14 protein-coding genes are annotated in these 17,287 nt (G+C 71.6%); 7 read left to right on the forward strand and 7 right to left on the reverse strand.

The features are described from left to right. Positions 1 to 44: 44 nt before the first annotated feature. Complete coding sequence (gene lepA / locus AB0O11_RS27505) at positions 45 to 1,913, forward strand: translation elongation factor 4 (protein WP_363392131.1); 1,869 nt, start codon at positions 45 to 47, stop codon at positions 1,911 to 1,913. A gap of 95 nt (positions 1,914 to 2,008) precedes the next feature. On the opposite strand, the gene AB0O11_RS27510 is transcribed toward lepA, so the two are convergent. From AB0O11_RS27510 to AB0O11_RS27525, 4 genes are all read right to left on the reverse strand, one after another. After that, a complete protein-coding gene (locus tag AB0O11_RS27510; RefSeq protein WP_363392133.1) occupies positions 2,009 to 3,088 on the reverse strand; it encodes an FAD-dependent oxidoreductase in 1,080 nt (359 codons plus the stop codon). Between the two features lie 88 nt (positions 3,089 to 3,176). Next, positions 3,177 to 4,112 carry an RNA polymerase sigma factor SigJ gene (sigJ, locus tag AB0O11_RS27515; RefSeq protein WP_363392135.1) on the reverse strand — a complete coding sequence of 312 codons (936 nt, stop codon included), beginning with the start codon at positions 4,110 to 4,112 and terminating at the stop codon, positions 3,177 to 3,179. A gap of 112 nt (positions 4,113 to 4,224) precedes the next feature. Continuing rightward, the gene (locus tag AB0O11_RS27520; RefSeq protein WP_363392184.1) at positions 4,225 to 6,123 is read right to left on the reverse strand and encodes an ABC transporter ATP-binding protein; all 1,899 of its coding nucleotides are present in this window, start codon (positions 6,121 to 6,123) and stop codon (positions 4,225 to 4,227) included. 146 nt (positions 6,124 to 6,269) lie between these two features. Continuing rightward, complete coding sequence (locus AB0O11_RS27525) at positions 6,270 to 8,003, reverse strand: ABC transporter ATP-binding protein (protein ID WP_363392137.1); 1,734 nt, start codon at positions 8,001 to 8,003, stop codon at positions 6,270 to 6,272. Positions 8,004 to 8,314: 311 nt separating this feature from the next. Between AB0O11_RS27525 and AB0O11_RS27530 the strand changes: the two genes are divergently transcribed. From AB0O11_RS27530 to AB0O11_RS27540, 3 genes are read left to right on the forward strand one after another with little or no spacing between them, the layout of a single operon-like run. Further along, positions 8,315 to 10,237 (forward strand): AMP-binding protein, encoded by a 1,923-nt coding sequence (locus tag AB0O11_RS27530; RefSeq protein ID WP_363392139.1) that lies wholly within the window; start codon positions 8,315 to 8,317, stop codon positions 10,235 to 10,237. A gap of 58 nt (positions 10,238 to 10,295) precedes the next feature. Next, on the forward strand, positions 10,296 to 11,525 hold the full coding sequence (gene hemW, locus AB0O11_RS27535; protein WP_363392141.1) for a radical SAM family heme chaperone HemW: 1,230 nt from the start codon (positions 10,296 to 10,298) through the stop codon (positions 11,523 to 11,525). Positions 11,526 to 11,565: 40 nt separating this feature from the next. Then, positions 11,566 to 12,123, forward strand: coding sequence for a Uma2 family endonuclease (locus AB0O11_RS27540; protein ID WP_363392143.1), 558 nt, complete (start codon positions 11,566 to 11,568; stop codon positions 12,121 to 12,123). Here the strand turns inward: AB0O11_RS27540 and AB0O11_RS27545 are convergent. Next, positions 12,114 to 12,947: a DUF3097 domain-containing protein gene (locus tag AB0O11_RS27545; RefSeq protein ID WP_363392145.1), complete on the reverse strand. Its 834-nt coding sequence runs from the start codon at positions 12,945 to 12,947 to the stop codon at positions 12,114 to 12,116. The two genes, AB0O11_RS27540 and AB0O11_RS27545, sit on opposite strands and share 10 nt — an antisense overlap. Positions 12,948 to 12,987: 40 nt before the next feature. On the opposite strand from AB0O11_RS27545, the gene AB0O11_RS27550 reads away from it, so the two are divergent. Both AB0O11_RS27550 and AB0O11_RS27555 read left to right on the forward strand, forming a co-directional pair. Next, entirely contained in the window at positions 12,988 to 13,599 is a 612-nt protein-coding gene (locus AB0O11_RS27550; RefSeq protein WP_363392147.1) for a hypothetical protein, read from the forward strand. 105 nt (positions 13,600 to 13,704) lie between these two features. Next, on the forward strand, positions 13,705 to 14,397 hold the full coding sequence (locus AB0O11_RS27555) for a hypothetical protein (RefSeq protein WP_363392149.1): 693 nt from the start codon (positions 13,705 to 13,707) through the stop codon (positions 14,395 to 14,397). A 13-nt stretch (positions 14,398 to 14,410) separates the two neighbouring features. Here the strand turns inward: AB0O11_RS27555 and AB0O11_RS27560 are convergent, their stop codons facing one another. Then, positions 14,411 to 14,995 carry a hypothetical protein gene (locus tag AB0O11_RS27560; protein ID WP_363392151.1) on the reverse strand — a complete coding sequence of 195 codons (585 nt, stop codon included), beginning with the start codon at positions 14,993 to 14,995 and terminating at the stop codon, positions 14,411 to 14,413. A gap of 20 nt (positions 14,996 to 15,015) precedes the next feature. Further along, entirely contained in the window at positions 15,016 to 15,936 is a 921-nt protein-coding gene (htpX, locus tag AB0O11_RS27565; RefSeq protein WP_363392153.1) for a zinc metalloprotease HtpX, read from the reverse strand. Positions 15,937 to 16,224: 288 nt separating this feature from the next. Here htpX and hrcA point away from each other — a divergent pair, with 288 nt between their 5' ends. Further along, positions 16,225 to 17,259 (forward strand): heat-inducible transcriptional repressor HrcA, encoded by a 1,035-nt coding sequence (hrcA, locus tag AB0O11_RS27570; RefSeq protein WP_363392155.1) that lies wholly within the window; start codon positions 16,225 to 16,227, stop codon positions 17,257 to 17,259. Positions 17,260 to 17,287 lie beyond the last annotated feature (28 nt).

Genomic DNA, 17,287 nt, shown 5'->3' on the forward strand with positions numbered 1-17,287 from the left:
ACCAGGACACCCCCGGCCCCGGACCAACGGAGAATCGGACCAAGGTGCCCGCGACCCCCAGCAATGTGCCAGAGCCCAGCCGTACCGACCCGGCGCTGATCCGCAACTTCTGCATCATCGCCCACATCGACCACGGCAAGTCGACGCTCGCAGACCGGATGCTGCAGATCACCGGCGTCGTCGACCCCAGGCAGATGCGTGCCCAGTACCTCGACCGCATGGACATCGAGCGTGAGCGCGGCATCACCATCAAGTCGCAGGCGGTCCGCCTCCCGTGGGCGCCGAAGACCGGGCCGAACGCCGGGGCGACGCACATCCTCAACATGATCGACACCCCCGGCCACGTGGACTTCACGTACGAGGTGTCCCGCTCCCTCGCCGCGTGCGAGGGCACCATCCTGGTGGTCGACGCGGCCCAGGGCATCGAGGCGCAGACCCTCGCCAACCTGTACCTGGCGCTGGAGAACGACCTCACGATCATCCCGGTCCTCAACAAGATCGACCTGCCGGCCGCCCAGCCGGAGAAGTACGCGGCCGAGATCGCCCACATCATCGGCTGCGACCCGGGCGACGTGCTCAAGGTCAGCGCCAAGACCGGCCTGGGCGTCGAGGACCTGCTGGACCACATCGTCAACACCATCCCGGCCCCGGTCGGCGAAGCCGAGGCCCCGGCCCGCGCGATGATCTTCGACTCGGTGTACGACTCCTACCGCGGCGTGGTCACCTACGTCCGGGTCGTGGACGGGCAGCTCACCAAGCGTGAGCGGATCTCGATGATGTCCACCGGCGCCACGCACGAGCTGCTGGAGATCGGCGTCATCTCGCCCGAGCCGAAGGTCGCCGACGGCCTCGGCGTCGGCGAGGTGGGCTACATCATCACCGGTGTGAAGGACGTCCGGCAGTCCAAGGTCGGTGACACCATCACCTCGATGCACAAGGGCGCCACCGAGCCGCTCGGCGGCTACAAGGACCCGCGCCCGATGGTGTTCTCCGGTCTGTACCCGCTGGACGGCTCGGACTACCCGCTGCTGCGCGACGCCCTCGACAAGCTGCGGCTCAACGACGCCGCGCTGGTGTACGAGCCGGAGACCTCGGTCGCGCTCGGCTTCGGCTACCGCTGCGGCTTCCTCGGCCTGCTGCACCTGGAGATCATCCGGGAGCGCCTGGAGCGCGAGTTCAACCTCGACCTGATCTCCACCGCCCCCAACGTGATCTACCGGGTGGTCATGGAGGACGGCAGCGAGTACACCGTCACCAACCCGAGCGAGTTCCCCACCGGCAAGATCGCCGAGGTGTTCGAGCCGGTCGTGCGCGGCACCATCCTCGCGCCGAACGAGTTCGTCGGCGCGATCATGGAGCTCTGCCAGTCCCGCCGCGGCAGCCTCCAGGGCATGGACTACCTCTCCGAGGACCGGGTCGAGCTGCGCTACACCCTGCCGCTCGCGGAGATCGTCTTCGACTTCTTCGACCAGCTGAAGTCCAAGACCCGCGGCTACGCCTCGCTGGACTACGAGCCCATCGGCGAGCAGTCCGCCAGCCTGGTCAAGGTCGACATCCTGCTGCACGGCGACGCGGTGGACGCCTTCTCCGCGATCGTCCACAAGGACAAGGCCTACGGCTACGGCGTGATGATGGCCGGCAAGCTCCAGAAGCTCATCCCCCGCCAGCAGTTCGAGGTGCCGATCCAGGCGGCCATCGGCTCCCGGGTGATCGCCCGTGAGACGGTCCGCGCGATCCGCAAGGACGTCCTCGCCAAGTGCTACGGCGGTGACATCTCCCGCAAGCGGAAGCTGCTGGAGAAGCAGAAGGAAGGCAAGAAGCGGATGAAGATGGTCGGCCGCGTGGAGGTCCCGCAGGAGGCCTTCATCGCCGCACTGTCCACCGACGCCGAGCCGCCGAAGGAGAAGAAGTAGCGGCGGTGCGGTGACGCACGCCGGAAGGGCCCGGGCACCTGCCCGGGCCCTTCCGGCGTTTCCGGGTCCTCCCGGCCTCCCGGCCTTTCGGCGGCCTACTTCAGGCTGTTGAGGACCACGCCGACGATCGCCGCCTTGGCCAGCCGCCCCGCGGTGCCGGTGAACACGGTGGGCCGCATCGAGTCGTCCGGGCGGACCAGCTGGAGCAGTCCGTCCCGCCGGCCGAGGCTCACGCACTGCACCACGTACCGGAAGGAGAACGGCGCCGCGGTGCGCCCCGCCAGCAGCTTGCCGAGGTACTGGCCCTGCGGCAGGGCGGTGGCGCAGCCCATCCGCAGGGTGCCGACGCCGGGGACGGTGACCGCGGCGGCGTCGCCGATCACGTGGACGTCCGGGTGGGAGACCGACCGCAGGTGGTCGTCCACCAGGGCCCGGCCGCGCTCGTCCACGGCCAGTCCGGCCTCGGCGGCCAGCGGGTGCGGCTCCAGCGAGGCGGCCCAGACGACGAGGCCGGCGTCGATCGGGCCGGCGGTGGTGCGCAGCCCGTCCGGGGTGACCTCGGTGACGGTGGCGTTCTCGTGGACGGCCACGCCGAGCCGGGCGAGGACGCGCCGGACGTGGGCCCGGCCCTTGGCCGAGTAGACGCCGCCGACCAGGCCGGACGCGACGATCCGCACCTGCCAGGCCGGGTGGGCCTCGGCGAGTTCGGTGGCCAGCTCGATGCCGGTGGCGCCGCCGCCGACCACGGCGAGGGTGCCGGGCCGGTCGGCCGCGGCGATGCGGCGGTGCAGCTCGGCGGCGCGCTCCGCCGAGCAGGCGAGCCGTTCGGCGCCGGGGACGCCGTGCCGGGCGGTGCGGCTGCCGAGGGCGTAGACCAGGGTGTCGTACGCGAGGGTGGTGCCGTCGTCCAGCCGGACCTCGTGCGCGGCCGGGTCGAGTGCGACGGCCCGGGCCCGGCGGTGCGCGATCCGGCGGTCGCGGGTGAGTTCGCCGATGGTGGGCCAGTCACGGCCGCGGCCGGCGGCGGTCTCGTGCTGGCGGATGCGGTGCAGGATCCGGTCCTCGGGGGCGACCAGGGTGACGGCGTGGTGCCGTCCGGCGCCCTTGGCCGCGGTGAGTCCGGCGTACCCGGCGCCCAGTACGACGATCCGCTGCCCGGTGGTGGTGCTGCTCATTTCGTCCGCCTCCTCGCGAGGGCGCTCCGGTGGAGCGCTGTTCGGGAAGGGGACGACGCGGCCGGTGGGGGTGTGACCGTGACTCGCGTCACAGCTCCACGACGGGGATGCGGCCGAGCTTCTCGGGGTTGAGCACGACGTACACCTCGGTGATCCGCCCGCCGGCCACGGTGAAGGCGAGGACGCCGCCGACCGTGCCGGTGGACCGGCCGTACCAGACCAGTCCGGGCTCGCCGTTGACCACGGCGGTGGCGGTGGCCAGCTCGGGGGTGAACCACTTGGCGACCAGGCCGGCCACCATCCGGGCCACCCGGTCGGCGCCGTGGACGGGGCGGACCCCGGCGCGGACGATGCCGCCGCCGTCGGAGTGCCAGACCACGTCGGGGTCGAGGATCTCCATCAGGGCGAGGATGTCGCCGCGGGTGCTGGCGGCGGCGAAGGCCTCGACGGCCTGGCGGTGCTCGGCCGGGTCGGCCCCGCCGGTGCGCCGGGCGCCCTCGTGGGCCGGGCGGCCGTCCGTGCCCCGGCCGCCGTCGCGGACCCGGCGGCGGGCCCGGGAGGCGAGCTGGCGGGTGGCGTCGGGGGTGCGCTCCAGGGAGGCGGCGATGTCCTCGAAGCCGACCGCGAAGACGTCGTGCAGCACGAAGGCGGCGCGCTCGGCGGGGGTGAGCTGCTCCAGCAGGGCGAGCAGGGCGAGCGAGACGGACTCGCTGCGTTCGGCCAGCTCGGCGGGGGAGTCGGGGCCGTCGGCGTAGGAGACGGCCGGTTCGGGCAGCCACTCGCCGTAGTAGGCCTCGCGGCGGGCGCGGGCGGAGCCCAGCTGGTCGTAGCAGAGCCGGGTGACGACGGTGGTGAGGAAGGCGCGCGGGTCGGCGACGGCGGTGCGGTCGGCGGCCTGCCAGCGCAGCCAGGCGTCCTGGAGGACGTCCTCGGTGTCGGTGAACGAGCCGAGCAGCCGGTAGGCGACCGAGCCCAGGTAGCGGCGGTTCGCCTCGAAGGCGTCCGGGGCTGGGTCGTCGATCACGGGCCCAAGGTAGCGCGCGGTGTCCGGAGGGCAAGTGGCCGGGGTGCGAAGGGCCGGGGTGCGAAGGGCCGGGGCGGGATGTCCCCGCCCCGGCCCGCAGGCCGGCCGGGCGTCAGTCCACCTCGACCACGGCCTCGGCGAACTGCGCCTGGTAGAGCCGGGCGTAGGCGCCGTCGGCGGCGATCAGCCGGTCGTGCGACCCCTGCTCGACGATCGAGCCGTTCTCCATCACCAGGATCACGTCGGCGTCCCGGATGGTGGAGAGCCGGTGGGCGATCACGAAGCTGGTGCGGCCGGTGCGCAGCCGGGCCATGGCCCGCTGGATCAGCACCTCGGTGCGGGTGTCGACGGAGCTGGTCGCCTCGTCCAGGACCAGGATGGACGGCTGGGCGAGGAACGCCCGGGCGATGGTGATCAGCTGCTTCTCGCCGGTGCTGACGTTGGTGCCCTCGTCGTCGATGACGGTCTCGTAGCCGTCCGGCAGGGTGCGTACGAAGCGGTCGACGTGGGCGGCCTTCGCGGCCTCGACGACCTGCTCACGGGTGGCCGACTCGGCGCCGTAGGCGATGTTGTCGGCGATGCTGCCGCCGAACAGCCAGGTGTCCTGGAGCACCATGCCGATGCCGGAGCGCAGTTCCTCGCGGGACATCGCGGCGATGTCCACGCCGTCGAGGGTGATCCGCCCGGAGCTGACCTCGTAGAACCGCATCAGCAGGTTGACCAGGGTGGTCTTGCCGGCGCCGGTGGGGCCGACGATGGCGACGGTCTGGCCGGGTTCGACCTTGAGCGAGAGGTCCTCGATGAGCGGCTTCTCGGGGTCGTAGCGGAAGGACACGTCCTGGAAGGCGACCCGGCCGCGCACCGCGTCGGGCCGTTCGGGCATGGCCGGTTCGGGGCTCTGCTCGTGGGCGTCCAGCAGCTCGAAGACGCGCTCGGCGGAGGCGACGCCGGACTGCACCAGGTTGGCCATGCTGGCGACCTGGGTGAGCGGCTGGCTGAACTGCCGCGAGTACTGGATGAACGCCTGGACGTCGCCGATGGACAGCGAGCCGCTGGCCACCCGCAGGCCGCCGACGACGGCGACCAGCACGTACTGGAGGTTGCCGATCAGCATCATCGCGGGCTGGATGATGCCGGAGATGAACTGGGCCCTGTAACTGGCCTGGTAGAGCGCGTCGTTGTGCTCGCGGAAGGTTTCTGCGGACTCCTGCTGGCGCCCGAACACCTTGACCAGGGTGTGGCCGGTGTACATCTCCTCGATGTGGGCGTTGAGCTGGCCGGTGGACTTCCACTGCTGGACGAACTGCGGCTGGGCCCGCTTGCCGACCTTGGTGGCGACGACCACCGAGACGGGCACCGAGACCAGCGCGATCAGGGCGAGCAGCGGGGAGATCCAGAACATCATCGCGAGCACGCCGACCACGGTGAGCAGCGAGTTGACGACCTGTCCCAGGGTCTGCTGCATGGACTGGCCGATGTTGTCGATGTCGTTGGTGACCCGGCTGAGTACCTCGCCGCGGGGCTGCTTGTCGAAGTAGCTGAGCGGCAGCCGGGAGAGCTTGGCCTCGACGTCCTGGCGCAGCCGGTAACTGGCGGCCTGGATGGCCCGGGTGGCCAGCCGGCCCTGGAAGATGCCGAAGACGGCGGAGGCGACGTAGATGCCGAGCACCCAGAGCAGGACGGTGCCGATGGCGCCGAAGTCCATGCCCTGGCCGGGGGTGAAGTCGACGGAGGAGAGCAGGTCGGCGACGCCGCCCTCGCCGTGGGCGCGCAGCCCGTCGACGATCTGTTCCTTGGAGGTGCCGGCCTGGAAGCGGGCGCCGACGACACCGGCGAAGATCAGGTCGGTGGCGTCGCCGAGGATCTTGGGGCCGATGACGGCGCAGCCGATGCCGAGGACGCCGAGGAGCAGGACGCCGACCAGGGTGTTGCGTTCGGGGCGCAGCAGGCCGAGGACGCGCTTGCCGGAGCCCTTGAAGTCCATGGACTTCTCGGTGCCCTGGCCGCCCATGAAGCGGCCGGGGCCGGCCGGGCCGCGGCGGGCGGCGGCGGCCTGGGAGTCGCTGGGCAGGCCGGCGTCCTTCTCCGGGGCGTCCGTGGGGGCGGTGCCTCTGGGGGCCTGGCCCTTGGCCAGGTCCGGCTTCTTTCCGGGGCTGGTCACGCCGCCTCCTGCTCGGTGAGCTGGGAGAGCACGATCTCCCGGTACGTCGGGTTGTCGGCCATCAGTTCGTGGTGGGTTCCGGTGCCGACGACGGCGCCCTCGTCGAGGACGATGATCCGGTCGGCGTCGCGGATGGTGGACACGCGCTGGGCGACGATCAGGACGGTGGCGTCGGAGGTCTCGCGGGCCAGGGCCTTGCGGAGCTTGGCGTCGGTGGCGTAGTCGAGCGCGGAGAAGGAGTCGTCGAAGAGGTAGACGGAGGGCCGGCGGACCAGGGTCCGGGCGATGGCCAGGCGTTGGCGCTGGCCGCCGGAGACGTTGCTGCCGCCCTGGGCGATGGGGGCGTCCAGGCCTTCGGGCAGCTTCTCGACGAACTCCTTGGCCTGGGCGATCTCCAGGGCGTGCCAGAGTTCCTCGTCGGTGGCGTCGGGCCGGCCGTAGCGGAGGTTGCTGGCGACGGTGCCGGAGAAGAGGTAGGGCTTCTGCGGGACGATGCCGACGTTCTCGGCGATCGCGGCGGGGGCGAGTTCGCGGACGTCCACGCCGTCGAGCAGGACCTGGCCCGAGGTGGCGTCGAAGAGCCGCGGGACGAGGCCGAGCAGGGTGGACTTGCCGCTGCCGGTGGAGCCGATGATGGCGGTGGTCTCGCCTGGGCGGGCGGTGAGGTCGATGCCGTGCAGCACCGAGGCCTCGGCGCCGGGGTAGCGGAAGTCGACGTCGCGCAGTTCCAGGTTGCCGCGGCGCAGCACCTCGGTGACGGGGGCGGCGGGCGGGGCGACGCTGCTGTGGGTGCCGAGGACCTCATCGATGCGTTCGGCGCAGACCTCGGCGCGCGGCACCATCATGAACATGAAGGTGGCCATCATGACGCTCATCAGGATCTGCATCAGGTAGGAGAGGAACGCGGTGAGCGCGCCGATCTCCATGGCGCCGCTGTCGATGCGGTGGGCGCCGAACCAGAGCACGGCGACGCTGGAGACGTTCACCACCAGCATGACGACGGGGAACATGATGGACATCAGCCGGCCGACCTGGCGGGCGACGTGGGTGAGGTCCTCGTTGGCGCCGGCGAAGCGGGCCTGTTCCTGGTCGTCCTTGACGAAGGCGCGGATGACCCGGATGCCGGTGATCTGCTCGCGCAGGACCCGGTTCACGGTGTCGATGCGCTCCTGCATGCTGCGGAACTTGGGGCGCAGCGCGCGGACCAGCAGGACCACGACGACGCCGAGCGCGGGGATGACGGCGAGCAGCAGGCCGGACAGCGGGACGTCCTGGTTGAGCGCCATGATGATGCCGCCGACGCACATGATCGGCGCGGCGACCATGAGCGTGAAGCTCATCAGGGCGAGCATCTGGACCTGCTGGACGTCGTTGGTCGTGCGGGTGATCAGGGAGGGCGCGCCGAACTGTCCGACCTCGCGGGCGGAGAAGCTCTGCACCCGTTCGAAGACGGTGGCGCGGACGTCCCGGCCGAAGGCCATGGCGGTGCGGGCGCCGATGAAGACGGCGCCGATGGAGCAGAGGGCCTGGAGGACGGTGACCGCGATCATCACTCCGCCCACGCGCAGGATGTAGCCGGTGTCGCCCTTGACGACGCCGTCGTCGATGATGTCGGCGTTGAGCGTCGGCAGGTAGAGCGCCGCGAGGGTGGACACCAGCTGGAGTAGCACCAGCAGGGTGATCGGTCGGGAGTACGGGCGGAGGTACGCCCTCAGCAGTCTGATCAGCACTAGCACACTCTTGTCGTCGCCGGTCGGGTTCGCACCCCAATTCTGGGTGTTCTGTAGTGTCGTACAGACCATTCGGCGTGCGGGAACCGGGGGTTTGCCGGGCCTTTGCCGAACGGCGGGGGTGCGGCACCGGGGGTGCGGGGAGGTGCCGTCGGGCGCTGCCCTCTTACGGAATGACCGGTTTCCCCCTAGGCTGCTGATTGCCCCTTTGTTACTGACCGGTACCGCTCAGGTGAACCGGGGGCCCGGCGACCGCCCCCACGGACGCCGCGACAATCCCGCAGACGGCCACCCGCTCCCGGAGGTCCTCGTTGAGTTCCGCGCAGTCCCTGATCGACTCCGGCAGGCCCGACCTCGTCGCCGCGCGTCCTGCCTCCGTCGCCCACCTGTTCCTGGAGCGGGTCGCCCTGACCCCGAACGCCGAGGCCTACCGCTACCCCTCGCCCGTGGACGAGCAGGCCGCCGACGGCGCACCCGGCGCCGAGCAGTGGCGCTCGCTCACCTGGGCGCAGACCGCGGCCCGGGTCAAGGCGGTGGCCGCCGGCCTGATGGCGCTCGGCATCCGGCCCGAGGACCGGGTGGCCCTGGCCTCCTCGACCCGGATCGAGTGGATCATCGCCGACCTCGGCGCCATGTGCGCGGGCGCCGCGATCACCACCGTCTACCCCAGCACCAACGCGGACGAGACCGCGTTCATCCTCTCCGACTCCGGCTCCCGGGCGCTGTTCGCCGAGAACGCGGCCCAGCTGGCCAAGGCCGTCGATCAGATCGACCAGCTGCCCGGGCTGCGCACCGTGATCCTCTTCGACGCGCCCGCCGAGGCCCCCGAGAGCGCCGGCCTGGAGCTGCTCACCCTCGCCGAGCTGGAGGAGCGCGGCACCCGGTACCTGGCGGAGCACCCGGACGCGGTGGAGAAGGCCGTCGACGGGCTCGGCAAGGAGCAGCTGGCCACCCTCATCTACACCTCCGGCACCACCGGCCGCCCCAAGGGCGTGCGCCTGGTGCACGACTGCTGGGCGTACGAGGGCCGGGCGCAGGAGGCCAGCGGGCTGCTGGGCCCCGACGACATGCAGTTCATGTGGCTGCCGCTGTCGCACGTGTTCGGCAAGACGCTGATCTCCGGGCAGATCGCCACCGGGCACGTGATGGCGGTGGACGGCCGGGTGGACCGGATCATCCACAACCTGCCGGCGATCCGGCCGACCGTCATGGCCTCGGCGCCGCGCATCTTCGAGAAGGTCTACAACGGCATCGCGGGCAAGGCCCGGGCCGAGGGCGGCGCCAAGTACAAGATCTTCATGTGGGCGGCCAGGGTCGCCCGCGAGTACGCCCGGGTGATCCAGGAGAGCCGGGTCGCCACCGGTACCGGAACCGCCCCGCTGGGCCTGCGGGTGCAGCACGCGCTGGCCGACCGGCTGGTGTACGCGAAGATCCGGGCGGCCTTCGGCGGCCGGCTGCGCGGCGCGGTCTCCGGCAGCGCCGCGCTCGCCCCGGAGATCGGCTACTTCTTCCTCGGCGCCGGGGTGCCGATCCTGGAGGGCTACGGCCTGAGCGAGACCAGCGCCGGCTCCTGCGTCAACCGTTCGGAGGACGTGCGGATCGGCACGGTGGGCCGCCCGCTGCCCGGCACCGAGGTGCGGATCGCCGAGGACGGCGAGATCCTGCTGCGCGGCCCGGGCGTCATGCGCGGCTACCACAACCTGCCGGAGAAGACCGCCGAGGTGCTGGAGCCGGACGGCTGGTTCCACACCGAGGACATCGGCGAGCTCACCCCGGACGGCTTCCTGCGGATCACCGACCGCAAGAAGGACCTGTTCAAGACCTCCGGCGGCAAGTACGTGGCGCCCAGCGAGGTCGAGGGCAAGTTCAAGGCGGTCTGCCCGTTCGTCAGCAACATCCTGGTGATCGGAAACGGCCGCAACTACTGCACCGCGCTGATCGGCCTGGACGAGGCGGTCCTGCTGCCGTGGGCCGCCGAGCACGGCCTGGCCGGCAAGTCCTACGCCGAGCTGGCCGTCGAGCCGGCCGTGCACGAGCTGATCGAGGGCTTCGTCAAGCGGGTCAACGCCGACCTCCAGCGCTGGCAGACGATCAAGAAGTTCCACCTGCTGCCCCGCGACCTCGACATCGAGCACGGCGAGCTCACCCCGAGCCTGAAGATCAAGCGCCCGGTGGTCGAGCGGACCTACGCGGACGCGGTGGCCGCGATGTACGCGGGCGCCAACGAGGCCTGACCGGCCCCGTTCCCGTACGGCCCGCCGGGTAGGGCGGGCCGTACGGGACAATGGGCTCATGCCCTCCGCACTTCCCGACGGCGAACCGGTGCCGTCCGACGGTTCCCTGCCCGCGCACGCCCTCGACGGGCTGGGCTCGCGGCCCTTCGGCTTCTACCTGCACGTGCCGTACTGCGCCAGCCGCTGCGGCTACTGCGACTTCAACACCTACACCGCCACCGAGCTGCGCTCCTCCGGGGCGGTCGCCTCGCAGGAGACGTACGCGGACAACGTGGTCGCCGAGATCCGGCTGGCCCGGAAGGTGCTGGGGGAGACGGACCTCCCGGTGCGGACCGTCTTCCTCGGCGGCGGCACCCCGACCCTGCTGCCCGCCCGCGACCTGGTGAAGATGCTCGCCGCGATCCGCGAGGAGTTCGGGCTCGCCGAGGACGCCGAGGTCACCACCGAGGCCAACCCGGAGTCGGTGGACCCGGCGTACCTGGCCGAACTGCGCGAGGGCGGCTACAACCGGCTCTCCTTCGGCATGCAGAGCGCCCGCCCGCACGTCCTGCGGCTGCTCGACCGCCACCACACCCCGGGCCGCCCCGAGGCTTGCGTGGCCGAGGCCCGCGCGGCCGGCTTCGAGCACGTCAACCTCGACCTGATCTACGGCACCCCGGGCGAGTCCGACGACGACTGGCGGGCCTCCCTGGACGCCGCCATCGGCGCCGGGCCCGACCACGTCTCCGCGTACTCGCTGATCGTCGAGGAGGGCACCCGGCTCGCCGCCCGGGTCAAGCGCGGCGAACTGCCGATGATCGACGACGACGTGCACGCCGACCGCTACCTGATCGCCGAGGAGGCGCTCGGTGCCGCCGGCTACTCCTGGTACGAGGTCTCCAACTGGGCCACCACCCCCGAGGGCCGCTGCCGCCACAACGAGCTCTACTGGACCGGCGCCGACTGGTGGGGCGCGGGCCCCGGCGCCCACAGCCACGTCGGCGGTGTCCGCTGGTGGAACGCCAAGCACCCCGCCGCCTACGCCCGGGCCCTCGCCGAGCACCGCACCCCGGCCCTGGCCCGCGAGGTGCTGGCCGACGAGGACCGCCGCGTCGAGCGCATCCTCCTCGAACTGCGCCTGGTCGACGGCATCCCCCTGGACCTCCTCACCGACACCGGCCGCAAGTCCGCCGCCCGGCACCTCGCCGACGGCCTCCTCGCCGCCGGGCCGTACGAGCGGGGCCGCGCGGTCCTCACCCTCCAGGGCCGCCTCCTCGCGGACGCGGTCGTACGTGACCTGGTGGACTGAGTGTCGTCAACGTGGTGTCAGCCGTCGGAGGGAGCGCGCAATGACCGCCATCGATGATCGGATGATGGGAATCTTCGAGAACCTGGAGGTTCCGGAAGGCGTCAAGGCCGAGCTCATCAGGGGGGAAATCGTGATGACGGCCGGGCCGGACATGGTCCACAACCTCATCGTCTCCGCGATTCAGCACCAGACCCCCTACACAAGGTGGCGGGCGCTTCAGACCCAGGATCTGATCATCTCCGGCGAGGCCAGCGAACCCCAGCCCGATCTTGTCGTCTTCGAGCGCGGTGTCGTCCCGGAGGCGGGCCGTCTACTGTCCGCCTCCGCGGTGACCGTTGTGGTCGAGGTGGTTTCCAGGACCAGCGTGCACCGGGACTACCGGACCAAGCGGGAGATGTACGCCCAGGGCGGGATTCCGGCGTACCTCATCGTCGATCCGCTCAAGGGCGTGTGCGTACTCCTCACGGATCTGACCACCGACACGGCTTCGGGTATCCCGGTGTACTGGTCCGAGCGGACCACCAAATTCGGCGACCCGATTCAGGTCGACCTGCTCGACATCACCCTGGACACCTCGGAGTTCCAGACCTACTCCTGACCCGGCAGGGCCGTGAAGTCGATCAACTCCTCCACCCGGCCCAGCAGTTCGGGCTCCAGGTCCTTGTAGGAGTTCACCTTCGAGAGGATGTGCTTCCAGGCCGCCGGGGTGTCCACCGGCCAGCCGAGGCGGCGGCAGGTGCCCTCCTTCCAGTCCTCGCCGCGGGGGACGGCGGGCCAGGCGGGGATGCCGACGGAGGAGGGCTTCACGGCCTCCCAGATGTCGATGTAGGGGTGGCCCACGACCAGCACCGAGTCGCCGGTGACCTGGGCGGCGATGCCGTGCTCCTTGGTGCCGGGGAGCAGGTGGTCGACCAGGACGCCGAGGCGGCGGCCGGGGCCGGGGGCGAAGTCGGCGACGATCGCGGGCAGGTCGTCGATGCCGCGCAGGTACTCGACGACCACGCCCTCGATCCGCAGGTCGTCGCCCCAGACCCGTTCGACCAGCTCGGCGTCGTGCCGGCCCTCGACGTAGATGCGGGACTCCCGGGCGACCCGGGCGCGGGCGTTCGGGACGGCGATCGAGCCGGAGGCGGTGCGGGCCGGGGTGCGCGGCGCCGCCGGGCCGGTGGGGCGGACCAGGGTGACGACCCGGCCCTCCAGCAGGAAGCCGCGCGGCACCAGCGGGAACACCCGGTGCTTGCCGAAGCGGTCCTCCAGGGTGACGGTGAAGCCTTCGGCGGTCCTCTCGCAGCGCACCACCGCCCCGCAGAAGCCGGTCGCCGCCTCCTCGACCACCAGGTCCCGCTCGGCGGGCACCTCCGGGGCAGGCTGCTGCTTCTTCCACGGCGGGGTCAGGTCGGGTCCGTACTGGCGGCTGCGCATACGGGTGATCATAGGGATCGGGCGCTGGCATGATCACCGCATGCACCGCTTCCACTCCCGCGCCGTCCGGGCCGGCACCTTCCTGTTCCTCGTGGCCTCCGGGGCGGCCTTCGGCCTCGTGAAGGACAGCCGGCCGCAGTACACCGGCGCCGCCGTGGCCGCCCTCGGGGCCGCCTTCGTGCTGTACGTCGCGTCGGAGCTGGCGAGTACCGGGGGCGCCGGGGCGGCCGGTGCGGCGGAAGCCACCGCACCGGCCGGGACCGTCGGCGGCGGGGTGCCGGAGCGGGACGAGCCGGGGGACGACCAGGACCAGGAGCTGTGCGACGTCTGCGGCCGGACGGGGCCCAGGACGCTGGACCGCGGGGGTCTGGAGCTGCCCGAGGGGTGGCTGGCCCTGGAGATCGACCGCCGGTCCGCCGAAGTGCTCTTCCGGACGTACTGCTCCGAGGAGCACATGCGCCTGGACCTCTCGGGCCCGCTGCCCGCCCCGGAACCCCTCCGGGGCGAGCCCGGCGACCCCTGGGACGGGGCCCCGCGAACCGTCTGGGACCGGCTCGCCGAGGCGGCCTGGGCCCTGGGGCTGTTCCTCCTGAGCGGCTTCCTGCTGCTCGGGTGCGGGCTGGCGGTCCGGTTCCTCATCGGACTGCTGTAGCGGACGGTGCGCTGAGGACGTGAGAGCCCGGGAGCGCGCCCGTGTGGGAGAGTGCGGGCGATCACGAATCCTGGGGGTGGATCAGTGCGCACACGTCATCGCGCGGTGGTGGGGATCGTTCTGGCGGTTCTCGGCGTGTCGGCCTGTACGGCCGACCGGAAGGCCGGGCCGGAGGCCGCTGCGGCCTTCACCCCGGTGCCCGCGCCCAAGAGCCTGCGCGAGGGCCTGCTGACCCAGGAGCGGCTTCCCCGGGGGTTCCGGCTGAACAAGGTGGAGGTCGGCCCGACGTCGACCGCCGCTTCGGTCACGCCCCTCCCCATCGCCTCGCTCCGGTGCGACGAACTCGAGGTCGACTCCTTCATGACGACGCACGCCCCACCCCGGGAGAACGTGGCGGTGGGCCTGGAACGGACGCCGACCGGCGGCGAGGACGCCGGCTGGTTCGGCCGGGAGTCGCTCGACCGCTACGCGCCCGGCCGAGCGGCCGACGTCATGGACGCCATCCGCGGCGCTGCGAAGCGCTGCGCCTCCTTCACCACCACACTCACGGACGGCACGAAGATCCGGGAGACAGCGTCCGTCACGCCGGCCGGGGTGCCGGCCGACGAGAGCCTCCTGATCCACTTCACCTCGGCCTTCCCCGGGGACTCGAAACCGTTCGAGAAGGTCACCGGTTTCGTCCGCCAGGGCGACGTGATCCTCGTCGTGCAGCACTCCTCCAGCCGGAAGCCGTCCACGGACACCCAAGAGGTCCTCGCCGCCGCCGTGAAGGCGTACCGCTCGACCACCGGCGGCTGACGCCCGCGCACCGTCACAGACCCGGCGCGCCCCAGACCGGGAACCAGCGGCTCAGGTCCTTCTCCAACCGCAGGTCGTTCCCCAGCATCGCGTTGACCTGTAGCTCCAGTGGGCTGTTGCGCTTCTCCCCGCCGCCCGGCATCGGGGCGAAGGGGTAGAACGTGCCCCGCTTGTAGAGGTAGACCAGGGCCAGCGAACGCCCCTCCGGGTCGCGGAAGGCGACGAGCGAGCAGAGCAGCTGCGGTCCGAAGCCGTTCGCCTCCAGCTCGCTGTTGACCGCGTGCAGGTCGTTCACCAGCTCCGGCAGCTCCTCGGGCCGGTGCCGGGCGAGCAGCCAGGAGTAGCCGTAGCCGTCCCTGGAGGCCTCCACCGGGACGCCGCCGCGCTCGGTGTCGGCGTCCAGCAGCGCCCGGACCTGCTGCTCGACCTGGACGAAGGCCGCGCCCTCGACGGCGGCGAAGCAGACCGAGCCGAGTCCGGTGGGGGTGAACCCGGCCCCGGCCTCCAGGGTCAGCGCGGCGGACGGCACGCCGAACAGCTGGTCGAGGTCGGGCTTGACGGGCTTGGTGCGGCCGAACAGGGCGTCCAGGATTCCCACGGCGGTCCTTTCACAGGGGGTCAGCGGCCGAGCTGCTCGGAGATCTTCGCCAGCTGCGCCAGCCGCTTCTCCAGCGTCGGGTGGGTGGAGAACAGCTGCGAGGCGGTCTCCCGGGCGCTCAGCGCGGGGGCGAAGTAGAAGGCGTTGTACGGCTGCGACTTGCGCAGGTCCTCGGTGGGGATGGCCGCGATCTGCCCGGTCACCTTGGTGAGGGCCGCGGCCAGTGCGCTGGGCCGGCCGGTGAGCTGGGCGGCGGCGCGGTCGGCGGCCAGCTCACGGTAGCGGGACAGCAGCCGGGTGAGCAGGAAGCTGATCGCGTAGACGACCACCGACACCAGCGGGACGATCAGGGCCACGATGGCCGCGTTCTGGTCGTTGTTGTTGCGCCCGCCGCCCATGAACCCGCCGTACATCGCGATCCGGGTCATCGCCCCGGCGAGGACGCCGAGGAAGCCGGCGATCGTCATCACCGCGACGTCCCGGTGGGCGACGTGCGACAGCTCGTGCGCGAGGACGCCCTCCAGTTCCTCCGGCTCCAGCCGGCGCAGCAGTCCGGTGGTCACGCAGACCACCGCGTTCTGCGGGTTGCGGCCGGTGGCGAAGGCGTTCGGCATGTCGTTGTCGGCGACCGCCACCCGGGGCTTGGGCATGTCGGCCAGGGCGCAGAGCCGGTCGACGGTGCCGTGCAGCTGGGGGAACTGCTCCGGGGTCACTCGGTGGGCGCCCATCGCCCGCTCGGTGATCTTGTCGCTGAACCAGAACTGGGCGACGAACAGCCCGCCGGACAGCAGGACGATCAGTGGCCAGGCGCCGCGCAGAAGCGCGATCAGCAGGCCCGTGAAACCGACGTACAGCAGCCCGATCACGAACATCGTCGCGACCATGCGGCTGGTCAGGCCGCGGTCGGGCGCGAAACGGGTGTGCTGGCCCGAGCTCGACATCGCTTGCTCCTCCATTCGCCGTCGCTATCGATGCTGCCACCCGGACGGCCTCTCGGCACCACTCCGGCGCCGGGAGGATCGAACCGTCAGCTTCCCGTGGGCCGTGGGCGGAACTGCGGGGAGGATCACCCCGGTCGGGCCGTTCCTGCCGTAGGACCCGGGCCTTACACTGGCAGGTACGGATTTGGCACTCGCGTGTTCAGAGTGCCAAGGCCGGGGCCTCCCGGAGCGGCCCGCAGCAGCAAGGGACACAGTCGGACAACGTGCGAAGACGGAGGTGCGTGCCCCATGGCCGGTGAGGTCCGCCAGCTCGACGACCGCAAGCTCGCCGTGCTCCGCGCGATCGTGCAGGACTACGTGGGCACCGAGGAACCGGTCGGCTCCAAGGCCCTGGTGGAGCGGCACAACCTCGGGGTGTCACCGGCGACCGTCCGCAACGACATGGCGGCGCTGGAGGAGGAGGGTTACATCCACCAGCCGCACACCAGTGCCGGCCGCATCCCGACCGACAAGGGGTACCGCCTCTTCGTCGACAAGCTCGCCGAGATCAAGCCGATGAGCGCCCCCGAGCGCCGGGCCATCCGGCACTTCCTGGACGGCGCGGTCGACCTGGACGACGTGGTCGCCCGCACCGTGCGGCTGCTCGCCCAGCTGACCCGGCAGGTCGCGGTGGTGCAGTACCCCTCGCTGTCGCGCTCCACCGTCCGGCACATCGAGCTGGTGGCGCTGGCCCCGGCCAAGGTGATGCTGGTGCTGATCACCAACACCGGCCGGGTCGAGCAGCGGATGGTCGACTGCCCGGGACCGGTCGGCGAGACGGTGCTGGCGGACCTGCGGGCCCGGATCAACGCGAGAGCCGCCGGCCGACGCCTCCCGGAGGTCCCGGGACTGCTGGAGGAACTCCCGGCGCACTTCGAGCAGGCCGACCGGCCGACCGTCAGCACGGTCCTGGCGACGCTGTTCGAGACGCTCGCCGAACAGAACGAGGAGCGGATCATGCTGGCCGGCACGGCCAACCTGACCCGCTTCGGGCACGACTTCCCGCTCACCATCCAGCCGGTGCTGGAGGCCCTGGAGGAGCAGGTCGTCCTGCTCCGCCTCCTGGGTGAGACCGCGGACGCCGCGATGACGGTCCGGATCGGGCGGGAGAACGCCTACGAGGGGCTGACTTCCACCTCGATCGTTTCGGTCGGCTACGGTTCGGGCGACGAGAGCGTGGCCAAACTGGGTGTGATCGGTCCGACCCGGATGGATTACCCGGGCACAATGGGGGCGGTGCGAGCGGTGGCGCGGTACGTGGGCCAGATCCTGGCCGAGTCCTAGCAAAGCCCCCCGTCGGAAATCTGACGGG

The organism is Kitasatospora sp. NPDC093102 (assembly GCF_040683915.1).
Lineage (GTDB): Bacteria > Actinomycetota > Actinomycetes > Streptomycetales > Streptomycetaceae > Kitasatospora.

Coding starts and splice junctions, on each gene's coding strand:
- htpX (WP_363392153.1), bottom strand. CDS start 15,936: ATGTCGAGCTCGGGCCAGCACACCCGTTTCGCGCCCGACCGCGGCCTG.
- AB0O11_RS27550 (WP_363392147.1), top strand. CDS start 12,988: ATGCACCGCTTCCACTCCCGCGCCGTCCGGGCCGGCACCTTCCTGTTC.
- AB0O11_RS27520 (WP_363392184.1), bottom strand. CDS start 6,123: ATGGGCGGCCAGGGCACCGAGAAGTCCATGGACTTCAAGGGCTCCGGC.
- AB0O11_RS27540 (WP_363392143.1), top strand. CDS start 11,566: ATGACCGCCATCGATGATCGGATGATGGGAATCTTCGAGAACCTGGAG.
- hemW (WP_363392141.1), top strand. CDS start 10,296: ATGCCCTCCGCACTTCCCGACGGCGAACCGGTGCCGTCCGACGGTTCC.
- hrcA (WP_363392155.1), top strand. CDS start 16,225: ATGGCCGGTGAGGTCCGCCAGCTCGACGACCGCAAGCTCGCCGTGCTC.
- AB0O11_RS27545 (WP_363392145.1), bottom strand. CDS start 12,947: ATGCGCAGCCGCCAGTACGGACCCGACCTGACCCCGCCGTGGAAGAAG.
- AB0O11_RS27510 (WP_363392133.1), bottom strand. CDS start 3,088: ATGAGCAGCACCACCACCGGGCAGCGGATCGTCGTACTGGGCGCCGGG.